Below are 25,653 nucleotides of genomic sequence, written 5' to 3' on the forward strand. Positions count from 1 at the left end.
TTATCAGATATTTCAGATCGTATTGATATCAACTTAGGTAATGATAAAGGTGTACATGATGGTGTGTGGTGGCAAGACAAGTTAGTTTTTACACAAGTCGATGGAGTTTTATTAATTTGTGATCCAGTACAACGAAAAATGATCGAAATAATAGACCCGTTTGGAAAATTAACAAACCGGCCTTTGGGGTGGTGTAGAGGTTTGCATATAGAAGGAGATATATTTTATATTGGTTTTTCTAAATTACGTAAGACAGGTGTGAAATCACGCTTAAAATTTTTGTCACAACGGAATTTTAAGTATGCTTCAGGCAATAACGCTCTAGTGGTCAAGGTTGATATGAAACTGAGACAAGTCGTCGATACCTTCGTAACTCCCGATGGTATGTTAGACGCTATTTATGGAATTTTACCTTCCGAAGAAACCCGTGAACAAACTTAGCGTCACTAAAAAAACCAATTCACTAGCCAGCGTCATTTGGTCTGTTTTGTCTCGTTGGGGCTCTAAGTTGATTGGTATGATAACTACCATTTTCTTAGCTAGATTATTGACCCCGAGTGATTTTGGGATTATTGCAATAGCAATGCTAGCTATAGGGCTGCTAGATGCTTTTACTCAAGCGGGCTTAAATTTATACTTGTTGAGAATAAAAGAAAAACAACGTTACATGTATGACACTGTGTGGACAGTTGGCATTTTTCAAGGTCTACTTATTTCCCTTCCTCTTGTGATATTCGCCCCCACAATTGCTGAATTCTATGATCAAGAGAATTTGCAATCAGTCATTTATTGTTTGGCGGCGATACGATTATTACAGTCATTTAGCAATGTTGGATTGTTAATAGCGCAAAAACACTTGAACTTTAAATTGGATTTTGTTGTTACTGTTTATTCCAGAATGCTGTATTTTATTGTCACTGTTAGTTTGGCTTTTTACTTACATTCTTATTGGGCAATAGTGTTTGGTCACTTCGCTAATGTACTAGCGATAGTGATATTGAGCTTTGTTCTGCACGAGTATCGTCCTAAGATTCGACTAACCGGTTGGCAAGATATATTCAGATACTCTAAGTCTACAGTGCCTTTAAGTATTGGTCGCTACTTCAATAATCAAGGTGATTCACTAGTCGTTGGAAGGGTAGCTTCAACTGATTTTCTAGGAATTTACAATGTATCTATGAACTTAGCCTCGATGTTTACTAAGGAGTTACTTATTCCCGTTATACGAGGACTTTTGCCTAACTTATCAATATTGCGTACCGACCCCAATTTCACACATCAATTAACATTGGTATTTTCATTGTCTATATACATTTTCTTACCGGTAGGTGTAGGTCTAAGCTTAGTATCAAAAGAATTTATATTGGTGTTCTTAGGGGAGCAATGGATTGAAGCTATACCTTTAATGTTTTGGTTTAGTTTATATGCCATGCTAGGCGGCATACTCATGTTTTTTAGTGAACAATTTTTAGTTATATTGGAAAAAGAGACGCTTTCAAATAATTTGATGTGGTTCCGTAACCTAATGTTATTGCTAGCAATTATAATAACTTTGTGTTTCTACGACGTTCAAACGCTTCCTAAACACCTGTTTTTCGCGATTAGTGCTTCCTTTCCAATAGTTTTATTCATATTAAGCCGAACATTAGAATTGTCATTGTTACAGATACTTAGAGGTTGGATTCGTCCCATTTGTGCGGTAATTGTTATGTATGTAATGCTCCAAAGTTTTCCTATTTTACAATTTCCAATTTTAACCATATTAGTGCTAAAAGTACTTACCGGTTTATTTGTTTATATGCTGACTTTAACACTTTTATATAAACTTTTTGGAAATCAACAAGCAAGCGTTGAATCTGTGCTGTACAACAGGTTTATTGGCGATAGAATACCCAACAACTCGAAGACTAGCTCAAATAAAGGTAGGTAGTAAAAGTGCACGAATCATCAACTTGGTTAACATTTGAACACGGTGAGAGAAAGGTTATTCACGTAGCCAAATCCCAGCATTTAGAATGGGCAAGTGGAGACTCAAATTATTTGTGCCTATTTGGCTATGTTTTTGTTGATGGATGCCCTGCAGATGCTACTGAACTGATGAGTATTTTTGATTTACAAGAAGATTTAACACAGGTTTATCAAAGGCTATCTGGTCAGTTTTGGGTGTTGTATGTTAACCAAAATCGTCCTGTTGTGTTGTTTAACGATCAAATTGGAGCGAAAAATTGCTATTTTCATGAAACGGAGAATGCTTTGTTTTTCTCTAATTGCTTAAAAGATATAAAGCTTCATGAAGATACAAATTTGCAGGTGAATCATCAGGCTCTTTATAATTATATTTATTTTCATTGTATTCCTTCTCCGACAACTATCTATGAATTGACGTCTAAACTCGAGCCTGGAAAAGCTGTTTTATTTGATTCAATTAATGGAAAAACAACTGAATTGTTGTATTCACCTATATTCGCAAGCTCTATTAACAATCAAAAACAAGCTCAAGAAGAGTGTTTGGAGATTGTCGAGGATTGTGTAAAAAGAGCAGATTTCGGTAAAGTTGGTGCATTTCTTAGTGGCGGTTTAGATAGTTCAACTGTAGCTGGAATGTTGGCAAAGATTAACAAGAATAAAGCGAAAACATTTTCTATAGGGTTTAAAGTTAAAGGGTATGATGAAACGGAATACGCATTAATTACAGCTAAACATTTCGATACGCAACACGAAGTACTTTACCTAGAGCCAGAAGAAGCTGCTAAGAAATTTGTGGAAGTCGCCCAACATTTTGATGAACCATTTGGTAACTCATCTGCAATGGCGGCATTTTTCTGTGCCAAATACGCTAAAGAGAAAGGCATTGAAGTTCTATTAGCCGGTGATGGTGGAGATGAACTGTTTGCAGGAAACGAGCGTTATGCTAAACAAAAAGTATTCGAATTGTATAATCGGCTCCCAAGTTTTATGGGAAATGTACTTAACAACGCATTTAATAACCGACTAGGACGAAAAATACCTGGCGTTCAAAAAGTAGCCAGTTATCTGGAGCAAGCTCGGGTAAAATTACCCGGCCGTCTTCAAACTCATAATTTTGTAAATCAGATGGGAGCAGAAGCAATATACTCTGAGGCTTTACTGGCAGGTGTAGATAAGCACATTCCCATTTTACAATTAGAACAACGATTTAATGAATGTAAGAGTAATCACCCAGTTGACCAAATGCTGTTTTTGGATTGGAAAAATACCCTCGCTGATAATGATTTAGTAAAAGTAACTAAAATGTGTGACTTAGCTGGAGTGGAAGTAAGGTTTCCTTTATTGGATAAAAAGCTTATTGATTTTAGTTGCAAAATTCCTGCGGAAACAAAATTACCAGGTGGTGAATTGCGCGATTTTTATAAAAAGTCGTGTAAAGGATTCTTAGCTGATGAAACGTTAAATAAAAGCAAGCATGGGTTCGGCTTACCATTTGGGGCTTGGATGAAGGAAAATCAACAACTTAAAGACATAACGATTGAAGCTCTGGCTAGCTTTAAGAAACGAAATATTGTAAAGAATTCGCTTATAGACACAGCACTTAATTCACACAATACCGTGCATACAAGTTATTACGGTGAGTTAATTTGGATCATGGTAGTACTCGAGCTATGGTTACAGAAGGAAGAGCCAGATTTCAAAGTTTAACTTTATTTATAAACAGCAACAGTCACAAGTGTTATTGAAATAAGCTTGTGACTGCTAGATTGCATTTATAAGTTTGCATTAATTTGTGTGGGCTTTTACGAATTCGTCTATAACTGCAGAAAGCTGCTCGGTTTTTTTCTCTCTTAACGATTTATTCGAGAGCTTGAACTCTTGCGTTTCAGCTAGTTTTTGTAATTGAGCTGCGACGTTCTTCAAATGTGATTTTTTACTTTCTGATGTTGGTGGAGGAGTCCAAGATTCAGGATGATATCCTATTCGTTTACTTAACCTTTTGACTTTGTTGATGAGCTTACTTTTCGTATTCAATCCAATGTCACCTTTCCAAGTCGGTGGAATATGTGAAAAAGATACTTCTAATTCCAAGGATTGCGCCCAATCTTGCCATTTAAAATCATTGATATAATCGTAGGCTTTCACTGGGTGCCACGGTACATTGTAAGCGTCAGCTAAAATTGCGCCATGCATGGCTTCAGTAAGCACTTTCTCACATTTGTTCAGCTCGCTGATAAACTTTTCAACGGACCACCTTGGATCGATAAATTTAATGCCTGCTAAATCACATACCTTTTGCCACTGACCAAAGATAACACTGTCTACGTGAGGAATATAGGCAACAGGGTACTGCTTTTTGATCTCTGGTTTGAAATAGTGCGGCATTAAGTATGCCCCGTCTAATAAACATTTTACATCCGAAGTATTTACAGCTTTTTGACTCTTGGGGCCTCGCAATGCAACAAAGTTCCACTCGCCCTTGTCTAAAGGTGGTGCGCTACCATACCCTACACCAGACGATAGTACTGTATATTGTTTAGCTTCAGGTATTCTATGGTTAAGCAATGTGCCTACACCAATAATCAAATGTGAATCGTCATCGTCGAGAACTTCACCAATTACCTTTGGCCATAGCCACGCGTTCAAGTCATCGCCAACATTGCCACCTTCAGCTTTAAAATAATATAATTTCAATCTTCTAATTCCATCTGTATTTTTACTTTTTGGGGCTGGTAAATATTGACTTTAAAATTGCTCTAAATAAAAACAGCCATGTTCTCAATGCGCTGGGCCTGCATTTTAGGGCCTGCCAAAACGACTGTACAGACTTTTTATACCAGCCCTGTTTATAAGCACCTAATCCATAATCAAAATATCGAGTAAAACTTCTACGTTTAAACTGATTTAAATTGGGTAACTTTCCATCAGGGCTGCACATTCCATATTTATTGATAGCAGAGCGAACTATATCACTAGCGAAATCTTTATTTTTTACCGTTTTCGTCAATGAGTCAGGAGCAACTCGATAATAGGTTAACGTTTGCTTGATTTTGTAAAATTTTGCAATTCGGCTGGCCCTAATAAATAAATCCCAATCTTCAGCAATTGTCAGCTCTTGATCAAATAAGCCTATTTGCTGAATAACTGAATATTTAAGCATAGCAGTACTGGTAAGTACCCAATTAGTGAGCAGTTGTTGATGATAAACCCACCCCGTCAATGATGGCTCTAATATAAATTCAGTGTATTTAGGGCACTTTCTTAATGGGTCATCAAAGTTACCACTTGCGTTAGGTCCCCATGCTGTAAACTCACTGAATATTACAGAGATATCTTCTTGTTTTTGAGCAAGCTGTGCGAATAATTCTAGCTTTTGAGGATGCCAAACATCATCACCATCTAAAAAAGCAATCCAGTCACCTGTTGCTGCTAAAATACCTTCATTTCGTGCAGAAGAGACTCCCCCGTTAGGCTTGTCGATGATTATCATATTCTCTATATTGCAACGTTCTATTGCTGCCAAAGAACCATCGGTAGAACCATCATTAATTACAATAATTTCGTCTGCAGGGTAAGTTTGATTTATTACGGAGTTTAGCGTTTCATTAATGAAAGCTTCACAATTATATACGGGTATTATTACACTGATTTTTATAGGTTTTACCATAATATTAAGAGTCATGACTAATATTCTAACCGTTACCTTTTACTTAGGCTACTTCAATTGTATTAGAAGCACTAAACGCATTATTCTGATATCTCGTATGTAGGTAAACTCTTGACGCTGTGAGCTAATATAAGAAAAACTGACGCTTATTCTTAGAAGCGAGTAGTTGCTATTTTCTAATAATTGTTAGCCAGTAGTTTTTTCTTGTATTTAGCGTTGTTCGTTTTTTAATGCAATAACATAGATACCAAGGTTAACAATTAACACAACGAAAAAGTGATTTCTTAAAAATTTTATTTATGTGGTTTATACGAAAGCCACCTACAAACAGTTGAAAATTTAGTCAATGGCCCACCAGAATGATTTCTAATCGTTCAAATGAGTAGTTATGATTTTTAATTCAGATGAAACATACAAGAAAGCTAACTTTTTATATTAGTAAAGTTAACAAGTTAATTGGCTAAAAATTGATTCTACTAAATTTTATATTAAAAAGTGAATCTAAATAATTCGTTTAAGTTGGAGCATGAGGATATGAATAATTTCTTAAGTTAAGTACCAACTTACTGTAGACTTGAAAAGCCTTAATTTCGTAAACGACATAGTTTTATAAATCTATGTAAAATATAAACTTAGTGATAAGAAATATACAAAAATATGTCATCATTGCGACGCGCTCTTCTATATTCATTTGCTGGTAAATATTCGGTTCTAACCATTGATTTTTTGGCAGTGATGTTGATATCTCGAATTTTGACACCTGAAGAGATTGGATTGTACTCAATTGCCGCAGCCAGCATCGTAATTGGACAAGTTTTACGAGATTTCGGATTGTCACTGTATTTGGTAAAAGAAAAAGATCTTACAACCGAAAAAATTCAAACCTGCTTTACTATATCTATTGCGATTTGTTGGGTTATTGCTATTTTTTACTATTTTATGTCTTCTAAGGCTGCTGAATTTTTTGGTCGTGCTGATGTTGAGACACTAATTAAAGTTTTATCAATAAACTTTGTAATTATCCCTTTTGGTACTTTGTCTTTGTCGTTGCTAAAACGGGAAATGTATTTCGATAAGATAATGAAATCCGATATCTTTAGTACTGTTTTACGAGTAACCGCAACGATAACTTTAGCAATGCAAGGGGAGGGGGTGTATGCCCTTGCAATAGGCTCGGTAGTTGGGACATTAGCTAGTGTGTTTTTTTTATTACGATATTCCAAGTTTATATACTACAGATTCAATTTAACTGATCTAAAAAGTGTTATTGGATTTAGTTCTGTTATCAGTTTTTCAAATTTAATTAGTGAATTTAGACAAATTCTTCCAGAGTTTGTAATTGGTAAATATCATTCAATCGAAGGGGTGGCTTTTTATTCAAAAGCATCTGCAACCTCAGGTATTTTTTCCAAGCTTATTCTACAAGCTATTTCTCCAACGATTCAGCCATTTTTAGCAAAAGTAAAAAATTCTAATGCTAGTTCAGCGCAGCCTATACTGAAAATTTTTAATTATATCCAAGTGTTTTCTATACCATTTTACGTATTTGTACTGGTTTTCGCGGATCCCATTGTAGTGCTTTTATATGGCGATCAATGGCAAAGTGTACCACCGCTTTTGGAAATCATTTGTCTATCAATGATTATTATTTCGTTATTACCTTCAGTTGAACAAATGTTGAATGTAATGGGGCAAGAAGTGTACGTTCTAAGGCTTACAATCGCTATGTTTGTTTTAAGAGTTGCCTATATTTTTGTTTTTGTTATTTACGACTTAGAATTAACCCAATTACTTTATTTGTTCATGACATTATCTGTTTTGCGACTAGTACTTTTACTTCCTCAAATTGTTAAAACATTTAATATAAATTTTAATAGTTATTTACGAGTAATGGGAATTAATGTATTGATCTCTATTGTATTGGGCATTGAGTTTTATATGGTTACACAGTTTACGAAACTGAATTTTTATAATCCATTTATAATGCTGACAATGCTATCAATGGCTTTTGCGACTTGGTTTCTAATGTTGATACTTACAAAACATGAAATACTGAGTGAATTGACTAGAATTGCAATGATTAACAATATATTGCGAAAAATGATGAGAGATTGATTTTGAAATTAGGATTTTTTGAATCTGAAAATAAAAACGTAGGTGATGATCTAAACCCTTATCTTTGGCATAGAGTTTTTCCAAATTTAGATAGCTCGACTGAAAACTCTATATTGATTGCGATCGGATCTATTTTCGACAACAGATTCGATGCTTACAAACATAAAATTGTTTTTGGTAGTGGGGCAAGGTCGAAAGATTCGCTTCCGCAAATTGACCAAAGTTGGGACATACGTTTTGTTCGGGGACCGAATACGCAAAAAGCACTTTTGTCACAGGGGATAAGCTCAAAATACATTACTGATCCGGCTATATTAGCCGCAAATTATTTTGAAAAATCAAAGCAAACCGACGATATTGGTTTAATACCTTATTTTCGAACGGAGCAAGCACCCTGGCAAGCAATTGCTGATAAATTGGGTTATAAACTTATTTCTCCTTGCTCATCAGTTGAGCATTTTATGGCTGAGTTAAGTAGTTGCAAACTTGTGGTGACAGAAGCTATGCATGGTGCGATATTGGCAGATACGTTGAGAATTCCGTGGGTACCTTATACTTCATTTACTTCATCATATGAGGGAGACACTCATCATTTTAAATGGGCAGATTGGTGCCTATCAATGGGGTTGGAGCACAACGAACTAGTTTTAAAACGTTTCTGGACTGATGAAGCAAAAAGCCTTTCAGGAAAATTAAAATATGAACTTAAAAAGAAAATGATTGCTTCTGATATTCGTAAAGTAGTTGCTTCAGGTAATTATTTTTTAAGTTCTGATGCAGCTTTTAAAAGTGCATTAGAAGCTGTAAACGAAGAAACTTATGCAATGAAAAAAGTTTATGACTTATAAGAAATCCCATATGAGCCATTGTGAATGTTAAAAATAGCAGCTTTTCCGTCTGAAGATAAAGGTAACCCTTACATTGAAAATTTCTACTCAGCTTTATGTGATGAAGAAATTGTAACGGTTCCTACAAAAGGTGCAGCCCAAGATTGGCTAAAAAATAACATTGAAGATTATGATGTTGCACATTTTCATTGGCTCATTGATTTTTATAATAATGAAAGCTGGAAAATATGTTTTAATCACGCTTTAAGATTCATTCGAACTTTGATCTTTTTAAAAAAGAATAAAAAGAAGATTCTATTTACCCTCCACAATACGTTTCCTCACGAGTCCCGCAGTCGCTTTATAGATTGGTTAGTTAGATTCTTTATTTTACATTTATGCGATTGCGTAATTGTTCACTCTAAGAGCGCAAAAAGACAATTAGCTTACTTATTTGGAAAGTTTTCAAATACCGTAGTTATGTATCATGGTCACTATAAAGAAAACTATTCTAATTTAGTCGATTCTACTGCAGCCCGCACCAAATTGAATATAAAGCCGAACGAAAAAGTCATTTTATTTCTTGGTGCAATAAGACCATATAAAGGTGTGATAGAATTAGTCGAGGCGTTCCAGAAACTAAAATCGTCTAAATTAAAACTATTGATAGCTGGCAGTTTGAAGCCCTCTCTGTTTGGCAGTAATTTAGAGGGTAAAATAGGCAAAGATAATAGAATTTTGTTTCACAACAAGTTTATTGAAGATGAAGATTTGCAAACCTTCTTCAATGCGAGTGACTTAGTTGTACTTCCTTTTAGAAATTCGCTAACTTCTGGCAGCTTGCTGTTATCTTATACTTTCAATAAGCCAGTTCTTGTTCCAAACATATCCTCTTTAAAAGAATATGAGATTCTTGACCTTACCTATACAATAGACTCTGATTTGGAGCTGTCAATATCAAAAACTCTTGAATCATTAACTACTCCAGATAAATCAATAGTCGATCTAGAAATGAGTAAATATAATTGGGATTCAGTTATCTTACCTGTAAAACGCAAGCTAAAACATCTTGGTTGGCACCAACAATAATTCTAAAGTGAAAGACTATTAGGTATTTTTTTACAATGAATCGTTCAATCTTATTCGTCACTAGTCATAGTTATTTACCTCAAAAAGTTGGTGGGGCAGAAGCTTCTACACATCAGCTATGTTTAGAAACTATAAAGCGAAACTGTAAGGTAGCTGTGCTCTCGTCCTTGGGGGCTGGAGACTTCATTTCTTTCAAAACGCGTGTGAAGATGAAAGTATTAAAGTCAGAAATTGTATCGGACAATATTATGAAGTATCCAGTTTTCCGAGTTTGGAATTTGGAAGAAAAATTACCGAAAATTATTAATCAACTAAAGCCTGACTGGGTTATTTTGCAGGCTGGAGAGTGTATTAAACTAGCAAAAATTGCACTGGAAACTACTGGAAATCATAATGTTTCTATATATGTAAGAGATGTAAACTTCTCAAAGCATGGTGGTGAGTATTTTGCCGCGGATAAACTAACTTATATATCAAACTCTAATTTTACTTCGCAAAAACTTTTAGAAAAATTTGGACTTCCGTCTACCGCAATCCCGCCTATGGTCGATTATTCAAAATACAAAGTTCCACTTACAGGTAAACAAATCGTATTTATATGCCCCTTTCCAGAAAAGGGCGTGGAGTTAGCAACAGAAATCGCAATTAACAATCCTCACTTACCATTTTTGTTCGTTGAATCATGGACATATACTAAAGAAGTGAAATCTTATTTAGCACAATTCGTAGAGCCATTGGTAAACGTTGAGCTGAAATCTAAACAGTTGGATATGAAGGCTATTTATTCAAAAGCCAAAGTTGTTATTATCCCTAGCCTGTGTGAAGAAGCTTGGGGAAGAGTTGCAAGCGAAGCTCAAGTTAGTGGTATTCCAGTTGTTGCCAGAGCAATCGGGGGGTTAATTGAATCGGTTGGCGATGGGGGAGTTTTAATGCCACCAGATGCCTCTGTGTCTGAATGGAGTGAAATTCTTAATAAGTTATTTAATGACAAATCATTTTATGAAAGTATTAGCCGCCGAGCAAAAGATTATTCTAAACGGAAAGATATTGCGGTAGATCAACTTACCGATTTGTTTCTCAATACAATTGAAAAAAATAAAAATTAAACTCTAGAATAAACTTTCATTAATTTAGCAGCCGTAGCTGCCAATGAAAAATGGCTTTCTGCTCTAACTCTATTTGCAGTTTGCATTTTTTGTATTTTGCGTTCGTTATTAAATAACTCTATGATTTGTTTAGATATTTTCTCAGAGCTGCTTGAAGGTTCAAATAAAATAGCGCCTTCTGTAGTTAAGTAATCACTTATCCCACCTACATCAGAGCAAACGATTGCTTTGCCACACGCCATCATTTCTAAAACTGCATTGTTTGCGGTACAGTCAATAAGTGGCATAAAACCTAAAGTGGCCTTTTGATAAACACTTCTAAGTTGCTCATCTGAAATTCCTGAAAGCAAATTGACGTTTCTAAAACTATCAAAACGATACCATTCGTTTTTTGGTATTAGAAAATCAAATTCGACATAATCACTACCCATTTTTTGAGTAAGAGTAGCAACCACTTCTTCGAGTAAATCTAAATCTCTCAATATTCCACCAAGGCTTACGATTCTTAGTTTTGATGATTGAGAAACGAGATCTTCTGGTTTAAAAAAGTCTGTATCAACATGGTGGTGGACAACATGTATATTCTCTTTCGGAAGATAATTTTCGAACCAGCCTCTCTGACTTTCAGACATTAGAATCACTGCATTTAAACGAGACAAAATTGCGCGATTTACTCTTTCATTTAATCTAACAGGTGGATAATGATAAGACGCAACTATCTTTTTGTGTTTATTTTGCCAAAGTGGAGTATAAAAATAGGTATCTTCACCATATATAAAATGACATATTCCGGGTTTAGATGATGCAACGGTCGATAAGGCTCTTAACTCGGGCATTAGACCTTCATCACCAACAGCTTGAGGACGTAGTGAATGGAGTCGCCATCTTAAACTAGTCGGAATGTGACTTGCAATTAATGATCTTAATCCACCTTTTGCATGCGGAATTTTCATATATTCGAATACAGTGTTGTAGCCAGAATGATTCGCATGATGCTTGATACGCCTATGGACTACAGATACGTTTAAGTTACTTAAATCATACGTTTCCGTCATAGATTGTTATACCTTACTGATTATCTTTAGTTGCCGCAGTATGTGGTTGTTTTTGTCGAGAGTTGTCGCTAATTTTTGAAGTGTCGTTTTCGTATTATCAGCAAATGACTTCTGGTCTAGTTGACTTACTTTTATCAGTTCTGGTCCGAGTAAATTCTGATCATCTATCTCGAACAATAGACCTTGTTGCTTTGTAATTTGATACACAGGGAAACTAGGATAGGTTGCTTCCCATCCACTAATTACAACAACTGGCTTTCCAAAAGCTAATGGTTCTAATACATTATGGTTTTTTCCAATATATGAAAAATCTGAAACTGCATATAACCCTCTTAATTCCCCAAAAGTATCTAGCACTAATACATCAAGGTTAGGCGAAATTTGGGTTTCTAGTTGAGAGCGAAACTCGTATTTAAATTCGTATTGGGTTAACAACTGTGCTATTTCATCTAATTGTTGCTGTTTTTCCGGATGGCGAGGAGCCATAATCATTATCGCGTCACTTTTATGTTCTTTAAATTTCTTAAAAGCATCGATTAATACTTTATATTCCGATTTGTCAGACAGAGAGCCTGCAACAAAGATGGACTGCTTATAACTCTTCAGTTGGTTATACAAATCACGTGCTTGAAGGCTTTTAAATTGAATTGTAAGATCACTAACAGCATCAAATTTTAAATTGCCAGTCACGTGTAAATTTGACTCTAAAGCACCTGCTTTGGATAACTTATCCTTAACTGACTCTGTCTGCACCATTAGCGCGTCAAATAATTTAACGTACTCTTTAGAAAACAACTTTCGCTCTATAGAGTCTTGTTTACAAGATGGTGCGTATTCATATAACCATGAGTTGACTGTCACTAAAGTAATCTTTTGTTTTTTGAGATATCGTAAAAATGCATAGGCTAATCGACAAGGAGCGTCGTTTGGTAAACACGGAATTTCACATAAAATGAAGTGGTGTGTAGGAAATAATTCGTAAATCGCTTTGGCTTCGTCTTTCCAACCGGTAAGTTGTACGATCACTGCATCTGGAAATTGCAGTTTGTAAGCATCTGCATAACAATCTCGATCAGTAATTAAAACCAAGGAATAGTCAGCAGCTAATGTTTCAATGATCGGTTTACATCCGTTTAATTCACCGATGGTTGAACAGAATACCCATATATAAGGTTTTCTTTTTAGCGTAGGGTTTTCGATTGTATTGGTATAGATAAGCGGTTTGTTTTTTTCACCTATAACGCCCAAAATTAGCGAGTAAAACCACCATTTGAATAATTCCATAACTTTTAGCAGATTTCTTTTTTTTAATAGTGTAAAGAGTTTAACGAACAATTAATATAGGGAAGATCGTTTATAACCAAAGATTTAAGGATAACATTCAATTATCCTGAACGCTTTTGACTCTAATAACCTAATCGGAGAGTGCATGTTCAATTTACTTTTCAAAATCCTGGGAAATAGTAAAAAACTCAGCATTTTGATTTACCATCAAGTCTTACCCGAATTCGATCCTATGCGACCGTATGAAATGTACGCAGAGGTTTTTGAGCAACAATTGAAATGGTTACAAGAAAATTTTGTTTTGTTAACGTTAAAACAAGCGGTAGAAATGCTTGAGCAAAATAGATTACCCAAAAATGCAGCAGTGATTACATTCGATGACGGTTATGAAAATAATGCTAGTGTTGCTTTGCCTATTTTGAAAAAGCATGACGTTGTTGCAACGTTTTTTATTGCCTCAGATTTTTTAAATGGGGGCACGATGTGGAATGATATTGTTATTGAATTTGTCCGTAATTGGCCGACAGAAAAATTAATATTGGAAGAATTTCCGGAAGAATACTATCCAACTTCAAACATAAATGAAAAGTACTCTAGTGCAGAAAAAATTTTACTAAAATTAAAGTACCTACCTTTCCAAGAACGCACGCGTATCATTCAACGATTAAAACCTTTAGCTTCGCCAAAAGGGCTCATGATGAGTGATACGCAAGTGATTGAGTTACATACATCTGGTATGGAAATAGGGGGACACACATGCAGCCATCCAATACTGGCAAAATTGGATGAGTCGAACGCTAGACAACAAATATCAGAAAATAAACACTATTTGGAAAGCTTACTAAAACAGCCATTATTTAGTTTTGCTTATCCAAATGGAAAGCCTCAGCATGATTACCTTCCAAGAGATGTGAATTTAGTTAAAGAATTAGGTTATGCCTGTGCTGTATCGACCGCTAACGGCGTTTCAACGAGAAATACTGACAGGTATCAGTTACTGCGATTTTCTCCTTGGAAACGTGATAAGTTCGGCTTTTTAACATTGTTAGCGAAGAATTACTTTTATTAATTTAATAAAGTAATAATGGCTACATTGTTAATTTTTACTAAATATTAGTTTTCCCATCGATTTGCAGCAATTAACATATTTTTTAAGCCAGGAAGTGGGTATCCCATTGAATATGCTTTTTTTGCATGTTCAAGAGCTTTCGTTTCATGCCCTGTCTGCATCAAAAATAAACCAAAATTATAATGGGCTTCGGCATTGTTTGAGTTATATTGGACCGCTGCTTGATAGTGTCTGCCTGCAACTTCATAATTTTTATATTGGTGGTAAAAAATAGCAATGACTAAATGCACTAATCCGTCATCCGGTGCTCGATTAAGAGCACGCTGAAAATAACATTCTTTTTTAGGCCAGAATCTGTCTTTACGTAATGAATGTTGGGGTGAATAATCGGGTCTCATTTGATTTTTTGCAGCAACTAGTAGTGCTTTTGGGTGGTTCGGGAACTTGTTTAATACATAATCTAAGTCTCCTTCTAGAGAGCTTGCGTTTCCGTATTCTCCTCGTTGAACACCTTTAGTGAAATGAGCGCCTTCAACTTTTTTTCGCAGTTCATTAGTTTTGTAATCCGTTCTGCGATAATCAGTTCCTTTTGGGGTGTGGCCACAATTGAATACACTATCAGTAAAATCGGGTGGTATTTTTGTTTCAACTGCTATTGAATCTGAGGTAGAAAACCAAAGAATTAATAGTAAGCAATAGTGTAAATGCTTGAATTTGCGTATAAACAACATAATATCCTCTACTTTATTGGTATTGCAGTGAACAATGACGCACAACTTTTAAGCTATTTTAGTTTTTTAGCAAGCCTAATTGCAAATTTAAACAATTTATTCGGATAAAAAGTGACGTGTTCTATTTCCCTTAGAGTCGAATCCAGTCGCTTATGCCATTCCATTGCCTTGCCGTAAAACTCAATATTGTTAATACCTTCAAGATCCCGATGCTGAGAATAATGTTTAATCATTTCAATTTTAAGCATAAGAGCTGGGGACTGCTTATTAAATTTTTCGTTATATGTCGTTTTAAGAATAATTAAGCAGTCGTCTTGCTGAATACACAAGTCTACCGCGACAATTTCTTCATTGATTAAGTAATACCAACAACAGGCTTTGTTGGAGTCCGCTAGTTCGCCTAATGCTTGTTGATAGAATTTGCCTTGTGTATTGTCCGGAGAAATAGCCGTCCCTTCATCACCTTTCCAACCACTACTTTCTAATTCCCCATATTTTATTATCGCTTGCTTAACTTCCGCTGGTGACGTTACTTTTTGCCAAGAAAGTCTATCTTCAGCTCTCGTAGCTCGGTTAATAACCTTGTTGTAGTTTTGTCGCATGTTTTTGCCAAGCGATTGAAAGAAACTATCGAAATCATCAGGAATAGGACGATTCCCTGACGTAATGTATGGCATAACATCAAAGTCTTCAGCAGGGGTGAAACTTGTATATTTAGAGTCCATTTGCAACATGTCAATCATCATGACTTTGCCCGGGAGGGCTTTACACAAAGTGCTCATTGTGTCTTTTTCGATTTGCGGTTGACGATGTAAAAATAGTCCAAGTGGACATTGAGATGGCATCGCTGTTGCCCAGCGTCCTTTGCCAAGTGGCTTAAAGAATCCTGCATATTGTAATTCTTCATTTTGATAGGCACATATAAATAATTCATCACCGTCAAAAAAGTGGGTGATTAAACCCCGAATAAATTCTGGCTCAAAAAAAGCTAGATTCATGGTTTTATGATTGAGTTCTGCCCAAGCATTTTGATGGTTAGAAAATTCAGAACAACTAAATACTGACAAATTCATAAATCTATCCTAGGGGTGTAGTTCATTTAAAGTATTTACAATAAAGTTTAATTGTTTAGTCGAAAGTTGCTGATGACATGGGATTTGAATGAGTCTTGAGCGATAATTTTGACTAACTTGGCATTCACTTACTGCAACTTCTTCCCAACGCAATATTTGAATCCCCTTTTTTCGAATATCAAAGAAGAATTTTTCGTCTGTTAGTAAAAAGGGAATCACATAAGGAATATCTTCTTCATTTAAACTTGTAAATAAAGGGGTCCCAACATCTGGGTTGTTAACATTGTTGATTATATATTCGAAATTCTTGCGTCTTTTTTTTCGAATCAATTTTAAATTACTATGACAAAATATGCTTTTAGTATTTCTATAGCTCGCTGACACTAAATCGATAGGTTGAAAATAGCGAAGTGCGATATCTTCGTTTTCAGCAGGTTCAAAAACTTCATTTTGACCAGAGTTTGCTACTTTTTTAAAAACGGATTTAATTTTACTAATAAATTGCGGTATACCAACTATAAAAGCACAAGCTTTCGCTTCTTCTGCCCAACCCACATGCGTTAATTGAGCTTCGTATTTTTGTTTTAGATACAAAGCGCCACCGTCAATGGTGGGAAGAATTTTATTGATACTACAAATACTCGCGCTTACATCTGGAACTTGTTTGCCGGAATCTGAAAAATGATCAACAAATCGAAATAACGAATGTGCGCAATCTTCGATAATCTCAACCGGTCGTGTATGTAAAAACTGAATCACTTCATTATTGTTTTGGCCAAAGCCAAAATACCTAACTACTACACAATGGGTAATATCACCTTTTGACATTGCCTGTTCTAATACGGATATATCAACAGACAGATCGGGTTTTACAGGGTAAAAACGGATTTCATAATCCAACCATATGAAAGGCTCAACTAGAGCAGGGCAGTGATAAGCAGGAATTAAAATGATATTTTTCGCGTTTTTCTTTTTTAGAGCACTGCCAGCAATACCGATTGCACCGCGTCCATTGCGTGTAAATGTGGTTTGTCTTACATCCCCCTTAGTATGTTGAGCTAAGTCTAAATCTCTGAGTCTAAATTTAGGTGTAGCTGCAACGCTCGGCGCAGGAAATTGACTTGCATCTGCAAGGGGATTTAAAAATTTAACTACCATGTGATTCCGCTAGTCTTTGCTTGGTGAGGCTTTTCTTCATGAAAAACTCAGAATTCCTAGGCGTATGCTAAGGTATGTTTAGCAAAATTGCTATCTTGAAACCCCAGTTTACTGCAAAGTTATTTTTATTGGCTTACGGTCAATTGAAAATAAACTAGAGAGCATAGTAATTTAGTATCATTGATGCCTTTTGATGTTTTGTAAGTTATTATCAACTTCCTTATAAAACATGTACCTACAGGAAGCAATTGTGATAAAAGGTTTTTTTCTACCCAGCGCCGAAGGCAACTTGTTTGTCAGTCAATATGGGCAGGCCAATCCGCAAAAAACAATTCTACTGCTTCCATCCATTTTTGAAGAGCTAAATCTGTGCAGGGCGGTCGTTACTAAGCAGGCAATTTACCTAGCTCGACAAGGCTATTGTGTTTTTTGTTTAGATTATTTAGGGACCGGTGATAGTGAAAAAGAGATCGAACAAGTCAATGTCACTACATGGAGAGAAAACATTGCTCGCGTACTGCAATGGCTGAAATCGTTAGAAATTAGCAGTATTTCCCTTTGGGGGGTGCGCTTTGGTGGATTATTGGCATTGACTGAATTGGTAGAGATTCAAAAAGTAATGCCAGTAAAGCAAGTTCTACTTTGGAAGCCAGTGACCAAAGGTAAACAGTTTATGACTCAGTTTCTTCGACTTAAACAAGCAAATAGTATGATGCAAGGGGAACAAAAAATTAATTGGCGAGATAAAATCTTATCTGGCGTCAATGTTGAGGTTGCTGGCTACACAATTACTGAAGATTTGCTCGGTTCGATTGATGGCTTAGAAGTTTCAAAAACACTTGAGATAACTTGCCCAGTCTCATGGCTGGAGCTTGCCAGCACTTCTGTAACACCTGCAGTTCAAATTCAAACTCAAGGATGGAATCAAGAGTACTTAGATATTAGAAGCATTGAGGGTACTGCATTTTGGCAAATCCCAGAAATTTTTGAACAAAGTCAGCTTCACTTACCTACGTTTAATGCCTTGCAGGGAGAGCTTTGATGACCCACGATATGCTTGAGTCAGCCGTTGTTTTTAGCAGTGAGAATTCTCAATTGATGGGAATATTGCATCAGCCGCAAACACCGATTAATACAGCCGTGCTTATTGTGGTTGGCGGACCACAATATCGAGTCGGCAGTCACCGTCAATTTGTGCAGTTGTCACGTGCCTTGGCAAAAGAAAATATTGCGTCACTCAGATTCGACTACACCGGTATGGGCGATAGTGAAGGTAGTAAAAAACCGTTTGACGAAATCAATGAAGATATTAAAGCTGCATGTGATCTGTTGTGTGAGCAGGTTGGCATTGAATCTGTGGTGATTTGGGGATTGTGCGACGCAGCATCCGCAGCAATGATTTATGCTCCGCAAGATGATCGAATTACCGGCTTATTTTTGCTCAATCCATGGTTAAGAAGTGATGCTGCTATGGGGAAAGCCATGTTGAAGTATTATTATCTACAACGCTTATTCTCGAAAGAGTTTTGGTCTAAGCTACTACGCGGTAAAGTGAATGTGGCGTCGAGTATTGGTGATGCTAAAGGGTTTGTTGCGGATAGTGTTTCAAGTCAGAATAATCACCAACAAGACTATCAAACACGGATGCAAAAAGGCTTAGAAAACTTTAAAGGCAAGGTATGTCTCGTATTAAGCGGCATAGATCTAACTGCAAAAGAGTTTGAACAACAAACCATAAATAACAAAGCTTGGAAAAAATTAAACAATAAGCAAAGCACAATTCATCGAATTTCAAAGGCGGATCATACTTTTTCAAGTGCAGAGTTTAAAAGAGAAGTAGAAAAATACACTGTGGAATTTGTGAATAAAAACAAATTGTCTTGTGTTTAATAGTTAGGCGCTGGCAATATAGCCGTCAAAAATTAGAAGCTTGTGCAACCTAACAGGCGTTCGCAGTTTTAAAAATATAGGATTTAATGTGTCAAACAATAGTCGTCAACATTTTGTTTTAAGCACTCTAATACAGCTTATTTTAATTGCTCTAACAGTATCACTTAGTTACAGCTTCACAAAACATTTCGAAATCATACCTGACAGCATTTTGCACCTTCCTGATGTGTACGTTAGCCATGCTGATATGCTGCAAATAGTAAAAATATTTGTGATTACATATGCGATTCAAATTGGCTTGGCATTTTGGCGAAATGGTACTAGTGCGTTTTCAAGTGCAAAGCGTTTTGCTAATGAATACATATGGTTTTTATACGCTTATACAACGGCCTCACTTTATCTTTTTATCGCCACCACCATAAATTACGATCCGCAGTTAATTGCCGCAATAGGCTTATTTTCAACTCTGTTTTATGTGTTGGCTTTTGTCATTTTACATAGCTTCTTATTTGGTGGTTCGTTATTGGCAAGTTTGGGTGGTGCAATCGCTGCGACATTCAAGCGCGTATTCAGTGTCACCGGGATTTTGGCATTAGTGTACTTTTTAGTTCCACTTGCAATGGGCAAAGCCTTTACATCTGATCGAGATATCGCTAATGCAATTACGCAAGTGCGCATCTGGTTTAACCCCGTTGAAACTTCAGATTGGGGATTTAAAAACTATCTACCAAAACTAAAATTTGCTCAACCGGTATTGGTCAGAGAAGGACCAGAAGGTAATGGCTCAGTTTACGTATTGGAGCGTGGTGGCAAAATATTCAAAGTCACAGATTTAAACAGTGACAATGCACAACTCGTTGTCGATGTGTCGGCTCTAATGGGTGAAGTTGAAATGGAAAATGGTGCTATCGGCTTTGACTTCCATCCTGACTATGCGCATTCGCAAACGCCTAAACCTTACCTTTATCTTTACTATACCGATACACGTGATGAAGCGTTTCAGCATAATCGTATCTCGCGATTTGAGATAAGCAGTGATGATGCAACGACTAATACTTCGACAGAGACGATTTTATTCGATTTGATCCGCAATAAATCAGGTTTTCATAACGGTGGTTCAATGGAGTTTGGAACTGACGGATTCCTTTATATTGGATTAGGTGAAGGAGTACATCCTGCAGAAGCGACAACATCCGCTGAAGTATTAAGATCAGGTATCTTACGTATCGATGTGGATATGGATCCTGAAAAGAGCATGCCAATCGATAACCCTATGGAATATGGAACAGTACAAAATTACTACATTCCAAAAGATAATCCTTTTTGGGGAAATGAAAATATTCGTAATGAATATTATGCATTGGGTTTACGTAATCCGTTTCGGTTTAAATTTGATCCAAAAACCAATGATTTATGGTTAGGTGATGTAGGCTCAACCATTTGGGAAGAAGTAAATAAAATTGAAGCAGGTAAACATTATCAATTCCCTGTAGTAGAAGGACGAAGCGAAAGTGGAGTAAAAGCATGGGAAAGCTTGGACATTCCGCAACAAGGGCCTGTTTATACATACGAACATAATGCTTACGACAGAGCTGTCATAGGTGGAATAGTGAACCGTTCAGAAATGTATCCTGAGCTAAAAGACAAATACGTTTTTGCGGATAATTATTCGGCAAAAGTGTTTGTCATGGATATTGATAAACCGCAAGTAGACAGCGTCGAACTTATTGCCAGAGCTAATCAGTACGCACAAAGAGGGATCAGTTCAGTTATTCAATTAAGTACCGGCGAAATACTCATTACCACTTTAGGCGCAGCGTCTGAACCTAGCGGTGAAGTGTTGCAACTAGTGCACGCAGACCAAGCTAACGTGTTTAGAGAAGAAGTAGATAATACGCCTGAAGGATATGACCAAGCTGCGACAGCTGGTCTTTTCGCAGTAAATTGCGCTCGTTGTCATGGTGTTAAAGGTGACGGCAAAGGGCCTGACTCCGGCTTGTTGGGCGTTAAAATGCCAGACTTAACCTCACCCATATATCATCATAATACGGATTCGGCAGCTATTAAGGCTATCATTGTTGAGGGTGGGGCTGCTGTGGGTAAAAGTCCATTAATGCCACCTTGGGGGGGATTTTTAAAACCTAAGGAAATCGAGCATCTGGTGACTTATATTGAATCTTTGCCTGATCAACATCATCAACATTAATATTTACGTGAAGAACGAAAAAGCCCCAAAAAATGGGGCTTTTTAATTTGTGCTAAATGGTCGTAAATCAGTTCATTTTTTTAGCGTTGCTCGAGTAAATACTTATGATGAAATCGTAAGTGTGACTCGATGAAACTGGCGATGAAAAAATAACTGTGATCATAGCCAGGATGATAATTAACAATCGCTGGGTAGTTCATTTGTTTGGCGACATGCTCAAAAGGTCTGGTTAGCTTTTGACTTTGATAAAAATCATCATCTAAGCCCTGATCAATCAATATGGGTAACTGCATAAACTGACCTTGCTGTTGCAATAAACAACATGCGTCATATAGCTCCCATTCAGCTTCGTTTTCACCTAAATAGGCGTTGAACGCTTTTTGACCCCAAGGACAATCAATAGGATTAACGATTGGAGAAAATGCTGAAATAGAAGTATATTTTTGCAAGTTAGACAAACCTAACGTCAATGCCCCATGTCCCCCCATCGAATGACCCGCCAACCCAGCTTTGGGAAGACAATTAAACGTTTGATTTATCAATCCAGGCAATTCATCCACAATATAGTCATACATGCGATAATGGGAATGCCAAGGCGCTTGAGTCGCGTTTAGGTAAAAACCAGCGCCTTGGCCAAGATCATAACTTTCATCGTCTGCAACATCGTCGCCTCTAGGACTTGTGTCTGGGGCAACAACAATCAGGCCTAATTCAGCGGCAACGCGAGCGGCACCTGCTTTAGTTACAAAGTTTTCATCTGTGCAGGTTAGTCCACTTAGCCAATACACAACTGGCAGTGGCGTGTCTTGCTCTGCTTGTGGTGGTACAAATACACTGACGTTCATTGAACAATTGAGTACGTCAGATGCATGGCGATATCTTTGTTGATGACCACCAAAACTTTTTGCGGATGAGATTAATTCCAACGAAGCCATTAGAAGTGCACTACCGATCTTATCGATTTCCCTTCATGCATTAGATCGAACGCTTTATTAATGTCTTCAAGACCCATGGTGTGGGTTATGAAAGTATCTAATTCAAATTCACCATCCATGTACCGTTGCACGTAATCAGGAAGTTGACTACGGCCTTTTACCCCACCAAATGCCGTACCACGCCATACTCTGCCTGTTACTAATTGAAATGGGCGTGTCGAGATTTCTTGTCCAGCACCAGCAACACCTATAATGATTGATTCCCCCCAACCTTTGTGACAACACTCTAAAGCAGAGCGCATAACATTCACGTTACCGATACATTCAAAGGAGTAATCAACGCCACCTTCAGTCATATCAACAATAACTTCTTGAATAGGTTTGTCGTAATCTTTGGGATTGACCACATCCGTAGCACCAAGTTGTTTTGCTGTTTCGAATTTATCTTCGTTGATATCTATGGCAATAATACGACCCGCTTTAGCCATTCTGGCACCAATCAACACAGACAATCCAATTCCACCTAAACCAAATACAGCCACCGTATCACCTTCTTTAACTTTAGCTGCGTTAGTTACGGCTCCCATGCCTGTGGTGACACCACAACCCAGCAAACATACTTTTTCTAACGGTGCTTCTTTGGGAATTTTCGCCAGTGCAATTTCTGGAACGACTGTATGTTCTGCGAACGTGGATGTGCCCATGTAATGATAGATAGGTTTACCATCTTTAGAAAAACGTGTGGTGCCATCAGGCATTAGTCCTTGGCCTTGGGTAGCGCGAATAGCCTGACACAAATTTGTCTTGCCCGATAAACAAAACTTACATTTACCGCACTCGGCTGTGTACAAAGGAATAACGTGATCACCAACTTCGACTAGGCTGACACCTTCTCCCACAGCTTCAACAATTCCAGCACCTTCATGCCCCAAAATAGCAGGAAAAAGTCCTTCGGGATCATCACCAGATAAGGTGTAGGCATCTGTGTGACAGACACCCGTTGCAATTATTTTAACTAACACTTCACCTTTTTGAGGTGGCATCAAGTCAACTTCTTCGATACTTAATGGTTTTCCTGCTTCCCATGCGACTGCCGCACGCGTTTTAATTGTTTGCATTTTTATGTCCTCTACTTACGTTTTCGGCGTACTATCGATTTGTTGGCATGTGCCTACGAATTCTATTGAACGTTCTAGCCATTTTATTTGCTCGATTTTATATCCATGTGGGCACATTTGATTAGATTCAAGTTCATTCTCTAGTCGTTTAATTGCAATATCTTCTAATTTCAGACGAGTTTCATTATCGATTGAAAACCTCGGAATTTGATGTTTAGTAGACTTTAAACCCATATTCGCAAATATACTGTTTTTTTGGTTACCAAACAGTTCTTCTGGGGGTAAAAACCAGGTCATTGAAAAAGCAAATCCGCTACTTTGTGTTGTAATACGTTTATCAAAAACGTGCCTGACATGCAATTGCGATTCATCATTAGCAACACAACCTGTTAGCAAAACTAATGTGCTAAAAGTGAATATACTGATTATTCTGTAAAACGGTGCTTTCATTTATTCAGCTAGCCTTGAGCATTGAAAGTGCGATTCATCTTCGCTGGAAAATCGATAAAGTTTAGAAATCGTCAGTCGATATTTTTTTATCTGACTGGTTTATTCGTTTAAAAAAACAGCGGCCTATTTAAGATCAAAAACCATTCTCCACTTTACTGCAATTGGCATGTAGTTTAAAACCCTGTTTGATTTTATTTTTGCTCGAAAAAGTCGTCACATTCGACATAAATTGGGTTAGTATATTAGCCCTAGTTTGAAACCAAACTTTGTTTTATAACCTGAATATAAACGCTGTTAGTAGCGTATTTAGATCATTTGAAGGATGAATAGTGAAACTTTCTCGTTGTCTTTTTTTAGTCACTTTGTTGTTTGTAAGTGGCCATGCAGTTGCGACAGACGATATGTATGGTAGTGCAATCGTAGGTTATGCCAAAACCGGATTTGATTCTAATAATACAAATTCAGCCACCTATAAATTAGCGGTAGGCTACCAATTTCACGAGAAATGGTATGCCGAGTTTGGGTATCACAAACTATCTGATCAATCTCTGGTCGAGACATTGCCCACAACGATGGATGATTTGAATAATACCGACTTTGGACTGAATGCGAATGCATTAGGTTTTTCAGTTCTAGGAAAAGCAGGTAGTAACTATGGTGAATTATTTTATCGATTGGGTGTCTTAAATGTTGATATAGAGGGACAAAGTGTAACGAGTGCCGATAGTTGCGAATTTGGTGTCGCAGCGCCATTTACTTTAGAAAGTGGTGAAAATTACACACTGTGTGAATATGACGAAGGAATAGCTGCAGCACAAATCGGAATTGGATTTGATTTCTACATTGGTGTTAATTTAATGCTTCGTACTGAAATAGAACATATACGTGGTCAACACGGTTTTGAACATAACGCAGCTTATGTAGGATTCAGATACAACTTTAGATAGTTTTCTGATTTTCACCGGTGTTTTATTTAGCTTTTTGAGGCTAAGGAGAATTTTGTGAAAAATGAAGTCGATAGTCGTTTTATTCTAAATGTTTTCGAAAAAATTCGGGAAAAAGGAGAAACGGTAGACGGAGGACATCTTTTCCAAGGTGTAAAAGCATACACAGATCACGATGGCTACACGGTTTTTTTAGAAGATGCTTTGGTTAACTTACGATTCGGATTTCATAATCAATATCACTTTGATTATGAAAAGCCGGAACACTTAGAACAGTTTGAAAAAAAACTAAAGGCCATCAGTCAAGCCGAATAGTAAGTTCGGCTAACTACAACTTAACGCGGCTCCTGAAATATTTTCATGAACACCATTTTTATCTGAGTCTTGACTCATTTTAACCCTTCCTTGTGGTGTCACCGTTAATTCTCTTGCGTAAGTAGCTTCTTTGCTATCGTGACAAATTAGAATGCTCGATTGTGCGTTTGCCGAGCCGTTTGGATTAAAGCGGATAGCCTGACCCGGCCCAGTTACATAGTTGTTTTCTGAGATGAGTGAGGTAGCGACAAGAATATCTTCGTCATCGCCACGTGAGCCATTGCCGTCCTCATCACCAAAGACCATTTTCACCTGATTCCAGTTGGTCGAGCAAGTTGAGAAATCGGCTGTCGGGCAAACAATAGTATTGAGCTGTTCGTCTACCGCATTAGCTCTAGCGAATTGAATTACGCCACTTATTTCATTTATTTCAGCTACAATCCGGTTTTTAACGATAATGCCTTGTGCCGCCGGAATAGCGACAACCAATATAATAGCGACAATCGCCAAACCTATCATTAATTCGACAAGCGTGACGCCTTTTTGTAAAGTATTGGGCATCATAGAGATGTTGACACTTTTCAAAGATACTCCAAATGTTGTTGCGTTGACTTAATCAAAAGGCAAATATTACGATTAATGGATACAATAGC

General features: G+C 36.9%; 24 protein-coding genes. 13 read left to right on the plus strand and 11 right to left on the minus strand.

Going from position 1 to position 25,653, the window contains the following annotated elements; all coding sequences use genetic code 11:
- The 3 genes from GLIP_RS22060 to GLIP_RS11980 form a co-directional block, all read left to right on the plus strand.
- The coding region (locus tag GLIP_RS22060) for a hypothetical protein (protein ID WP_040522792.1) at window positions 1-441 on the plus strand (441 nt) is incomplete at its 5' end.
- Entirely contained in the window at window positions 428-1,930 is a 1,503-nt protein-coding gene (locus GLIP_RS11975; protein ID WP_008844897.1) for an oligosaccharide flippase family protein, read from the plus strand. The genes GLIP_RS22060 and GLIP_RS11975, both read left to right, overlap by 14 nt.
- A gap of 5 nt (window positions 1,931-1,935) precedes the next feature.
- The gene (locus tag GLIP_RS11980) at window positions 1,936-3,675 is read left to right on the plus strand and encodes an asparagine synthetase B family protein (RefSeq protein ID WP_008844898.1); all 1,740 of its coding nucleotides are present in this window, start codon (window positions 1,936-1,938) and stop codon (window positions 3,673-3,675) included.
- 78 nt (window positions 3,676-3,753) lie between these two features.
- Here the strand turns inward: GLIP_RS11980 and GLIP_RS11985 are convergent, their stop codons facing one another.
- Window positions 3,754-4,662 carry a polysaccharide pyruvyl transferase family protein gene (locus tag GLIP_RS11985; RefSeq protein ID WP_008844899.1) on the minus strand — a complete coding sequence of 303 codons (909 nt, stop codon included), beginning with the start codon at window positions 4,660-4,662 and terminating at the stop codon, window positions 3,754-3,756.
- Between the two features lie 22 nt (window positions 4,663-4,684).
- Entirely contained in the window at window positions 4,685-5,650 is a 966-nt protein-coding gene (locus tag GLIP_RS11990) for a glycosyltransferase family 2 protein (protein WP_083880112.1), read from the minus strand.
- A 642-nt stretch (window positions 5,651-6,292) separates the two neighbouring features.
- On the opposite strand from GLIP_RS11990, the gene GLIP_RS11995 reads away from it, so the two are divergent.
- Genes GLIP_RS11995 through GLIP_RS12010 form a run of 4 tightly spaced genes read left to right on the plus strand, consistent with a single transcriptional unit; the run spans window position 6,293 to window position 10,772 of the window.
- Window positions 6,293-7,750 (plus strand): oligosaccharide flippase family protein, encoded by a 1,458-nt coding sequence (locus tag GLIP_RS11995; RefSeq protein WP_008844901.1) that lies wholly within the window; start codon window positions 6,293-6,295, stop codon window positions 7,748-7,750.
- Between the two features lie 2 nt (window positions 7,751-7,752).
- On the plus strand, window positions 7,753-8,598 hold the full coding sequence (locus GLIP_RS12000; protein ID WP_008844902.1) for a polysaccharide pyruvyl transferase family protein: 846 nt from the start codon (window positions 7,753-7,755) through the stop codon (window positions 8,596-8,598).
- 24 nt (window positions 8,599-8,622) lie between these two features.
- Window positions 8,623-9,666, plus strand: coding sequence for a glycosyltransferase (locus tag GLIP_RS21455; protein ID WP_008844903.1), 1,044 nt, complete (start codon window positions 8,623-8,625; stop codon window positions 9,664-9,666).
- Window positions 9,667-9,701: 35 nt separating this feature from the next.
- Entirely contained in the window at window positions 9,702-10,772 is a 1,071-nt protein-coding gene (locus GLIP_RS12010; protein ID WP_040522797.1) for a glycosyltransferase, read from the plus strand.
- On the opposite strand, the gene GLIP_RS12015 is transcribed toward GLIP_RS12010, so the two are convergent.
- Together GLIP_RS12015 and GLIP_RS12020 are read right to left on the minus strand one after the other, a co-directional pair.
- A complete protein-coding gene (locus GLIP_RS12015; RefSeq protein WP_008844905.1) occupies window positions 10,769-11,827 on the minus strand; it encodes a glycosyltransferase family 4 protein in 1,059 nt (352 codons plus the stop codon). The genes GLIP_RS12010 and GLIP_RS12015 overlap by 4 nt on opposite strands.
- 6 nt (window positions 11,828-11,833) lie before the next feature.
- The gene (locus tag GLIP_RS12020; protein ID WP_008844906.1) at window positions 11,834-13,111 is read right to left on the minus strand and encodes a 3-deoxy-D-manno-octulosonic acid transferase; all 1,278 of its coding nucleotides are present in this window, start codon (window positions 13,109-13,111) and stop codon (window positions 11,834-11,836) included.
- Between the two features lie 145 nt (window positions 13,112-13,256).
- Here GLIP_RS12020 and GLIP_RS12025 point away from each other — a divergent pair, with 145 nt between their 5' ends.
- Window positions 13,257-14,180 carry a polysaccharide deacetylase family protein gene (locus GLIP_RS12025; RefSeq protein WP_008844907.1) on the plus strand — a complete coding sequence of 308 codons (924 nt, stop codon included), beginning with the start codon at window positions 13,257-13,259 and terminating at the stop codon, window positions 14,178-14,180.
- Between the two features lie 44 nt (window positions 14,181-14,224).
- Here the strand turns inward: GLIP_RS12025 and GLIP_RS12030 are convergent, their stop codons facing one another.
- Genes GLIP_RS12030 through GLIP_RS12040 form a run of 3 tightly spaced genes read right to left on the minus strand, consistent with a single transcriptional unit; the run spans window position 14,225 to window position 17,142 of the window.
- Complete coding sequence (locus tag GLIP_RS12030; RefSeq protein WP_008844908.1) at window positions 14,225-14,911, minus strand: hypothetical protein; 687 nt, start codon at window positions 14,909-14,911, stop codon at window positions 14,225-14,227.
- Window positions 14,912-14,964: 53 nt separating this feature from the next.
- Window positions 14,965-15,984 (minus strand): GNAT family N-acetyltransferase, encoded by a 1,020-nt coding sequence (locus GLIP_RS12035; protein ID WP_008844909.1) that lies wholly within the window; start codon window positions 15,982-15,984, stop codon window positions 14,965-14,967.
- A 9-nt stretch (window positions 15,985-15,993) separates the two neighbouring features.
- A complete protein-coding gene (locus tag GLIP_RS12040) occupies window positions 15,994-17,142 on the minus strand; it encodes a DegT/DnrJ/EryC1/StrS aminotransferase family protein (protein WP_008844910.1) in 1,149 nt (382 codons plus the stop codon).
- A 250-nt stretch (window positions 17,143-17,392) separates the two neighbouring features.
- Here GLIP_RS12040 and GLIP_RS12045 point away from each other — a divergent pair, with 250 nt between their 5' ends.
- The 3 genes from GLIP_RS12045 to GLIP_RS12055 all read left to right on the plus strand — a co-directional run bounded on the left by GLIP_RS12045 (window position 17,393) and on the right by GLIP_RS12055 (window position 21,238).
- The gene (locus GLIP_RS12045; RefSeq protein WP_008844911.1) at window positions 17,393-18,184 is read left to right on the plus strand and encodes an alpha/beta fold hydrolase; all 792 of its coding nucleotides are present in this window, start codon (window positions 17,393-17,395) and stop codon (window positions 18,182-18,184) included.
- A complete protein-coding gene (locus GLIP_RS12050) occupies window positions 18,184-19,032 on the plus strand; it encodes a hydrolase 1, exosortase A system-associated (protein ID WP_008844912.1) in 849 nt (282 codons plus the stop codon). The genes GLIP_RS12045 and GLIP_RS12050 overlap by 1 nt, the downstream gene beginning before the upstream one ends.
- A gap of 88 nt (window positions 19,033-19,120) precedes the next feature.
- Entirely contained in the window at window positions 19,121-21,238 is a 2,118-nt protein-coding gene (locus GLIP_RS12055) for a PQQ-dependent sugar dehydrogenase (protein WP_008844913.1), read from the plus strand.
- An 80-nt stretch (window positions 21,239-21,318) separates the two neighbouring features.
- On the opposite strand, the gene fghA is transcribed toward GLIP_RS12055, so the two are convergent.
- Genes fghA through GLIP_RS12070 form a run of 3 tightly spaced genes read right to left on the minus strand, consistent with a single transcriptional unit; the run spans window position 21,319 to window position 23,741 of the window.
- The gene (gene fghA, locus GLIP_RS12060; protein WP_008844914.1) at window positions 21,319-22,173 is read right to left on the minus strand and encodes an S-formylglutathione hydrolase; all 855 of its coding nucleotides are present in this window, start codon (window positions 22,171-22,173) and stop codon (window positions 21,319-21,321) included.
- A complete protein-coding gene (locus GLIP_RS12065; RefSeq protein ID WP_008844915.1) occupies window positions 22,173-23,291 on the minus strand; it encodes an S-(hydroxymethyl)glutathione dehydrogenase/class III alcohol dehydrogenase in 1,119 nt (372 codons plus the stop codon). The genes fghA and GLIP_RS12065 overlap by 1 nt, the downstream gene beginning before the upstream one ends.
- Window positions 23,292-23,306: 15 nt before the next feature.
- Window positions 23,307-23,741 (minus strand): hypothetical protein, encoded by a 435-nt coding sequence (locus GLIP_RS12070; RefSeq protein WP_008844916.1) that lies wholly within the window; start codon window positions 23,739-23,741, stop codon window positions 23,307-23,309.
- A 329-nt stretch (window positions 23,742-24,070) separates the two neighbouring features.
- Here GLIP_RS12070 and GLIP_RS12075 point away from each other — a divergent pair, with 329 nt between their 5' ends.
- Together GLIP_RS12075 and GLIP_RS12080 are read left to right on the plus strand one after the other, a co-directional pair.
- A complete protein-coding gene (locus GLIP_RS12075) occupies window positions 24,071-24,688 on the plus strand; it encodes an outer membrane beta-barrel protein (protein ID WP_008844917.1) in 618 nt (205 codons plus the stop codon).
- A gap of 54 nt (window positions 24,689-24,742) precedes the next feature.
- On the plus strand, window positions 24,743-25,000 hold the full coding sequence (locus tag GLIP_RS12080; protein WP_008844918.1) for a DUF3081 domain-containing protein: 258 nt from the start codon (window positions 24,743-24,745) through the stop codon (window positions 24,998-25,000).
- A gap of 9 nt (window positions 25,001-25,009) precedes the next feature.
- Here GLIP_RS12080 and GLIP_RS12085 read toward each other — a convergent pair whose 3' ends face one another.
- A complete protein-coding gene (locus tag GLIP_RS12085; protein ID WP_304503359.1) occupies window positions 25,010-25,585 on the minus strand; it encodes a GspH/FimT family pseudopilin in 576 nt (191 codons plus the stop codon).
- Window positions 25,586-25,653: the final 68 nt, after the last annotated feature.

Origin of the sequence: Aliiglaciecola lipolytica E3, from assembly GCF_000314975.1 — a bacterium.
GTDB lineage: Bacteria > Pseudomonadota > Gammaproteobacteria > Enterobacterales > Alteromonadaceae > Aliiglaciecola > Aliiglaciecola lipolytica.

Excerpts from the sequence above, each read along its gene's own strand:
- GLIP_RS12030 (WP_008844908.1), bottom strand. The coding sequence starts at position 14,911 with ATGTTGTTTATACGCAAATTCAAGCATTTACACTATTGCTTACTATTA.
- GLIP_RS12050 (WP_008844912.1), top strand. The coding sequence starts at position 18,184 with ATGACCCACGATATGCTTGAGTCAGCCGTTGTTTTTAGCAGTGAGAAT.
- GLIP_RS12025 (WP_008844907.1), top strand. The coding sequence starts at position 13,257 with ATGTTCAATTTACTTTTCAAAATCCTGGGAAATAGTAAAAAACTCAGC.
- GLIP_RS11990 (WP_083880112.1), bottom strand. The coding sequence starts at position 5,650 with ATGACTCTTAATATTATGGTAAAACCTATAAAAATCAGTGTAATAATA.
- GLIP_RS12020 (WP_008844906.1), bottom strand. The coding sequence starts at position 13,111 with ATGGAATTATTCAAATGGTGGTTTTACTCGCTAATTTTGGGCGTTATA.
- GLIP_RS11995 (WP_008844901.1), top strand. The coding sequence starts at position 6,293 with ATGTCATCATTGCGACGCGCTCTTCTATATTCATTTGCTGGTAAATAT.
- fghA (WP_008844914.1), bottom strand. The coding sequence starts at position 22,173 with ATGGCTTCGTTGGAATTAATCTCATCCGCAAAAAGTTTTGGTGGTCAT.
- GLIP_RS12015 (WP_008844905.1), bottom strand. The coding sequence starts at position 11,827 with ATGACGGAAACGTATGATTTAAGTAACTTAAACGTATCTGTAGTCCAT.
- GLIP_RS12040 (WP_008844910.1), bottom strand. The coding sequence starts at position 17,142 with ATGGTAGTTAAATTTTTAAATCCCCTTGCAGATGCAAGTCAATTTCCT.
- GLIP_RS12070 (WP_008844916.1), bottom strand. The coding sequence starts at position 23,741 with ATGAAAGCACCGTTTTACAGAATAATCAGTATATTCACTTTTAGCACA.
- GLIP_RS12035 (WP_008844909.1), bottom strand. The coding sequence starts at position 15,984 with ATGAATTTGTCAGTATTTAGTTGTTCTGAATTTTCTAACCATCAAAAT.
- GLIP_RS12065 (WP_008844915.1), bottom strand. The coding sequence starts at position 23,291 with ATGCAAACAATTAAAACGCGTGCGGCAGTCGCATGGGAAGCAGGAAAA.
- GLIP_RS21455 (WP_008844903.1), top strand. The coding sequence starts at position 8,623 with ATGTTAAAAATAGCAGCTTTTCCGTCTGAAGATAAAGGTAACCCTTAC.
- GLIP_RS12010 (WP_040522797.1), top strand. The coding sequence starts at position 9,702 with ATGAATCGTTCAATCTTATTCGTCACTAGTCATAGTTATTTACCTCAA.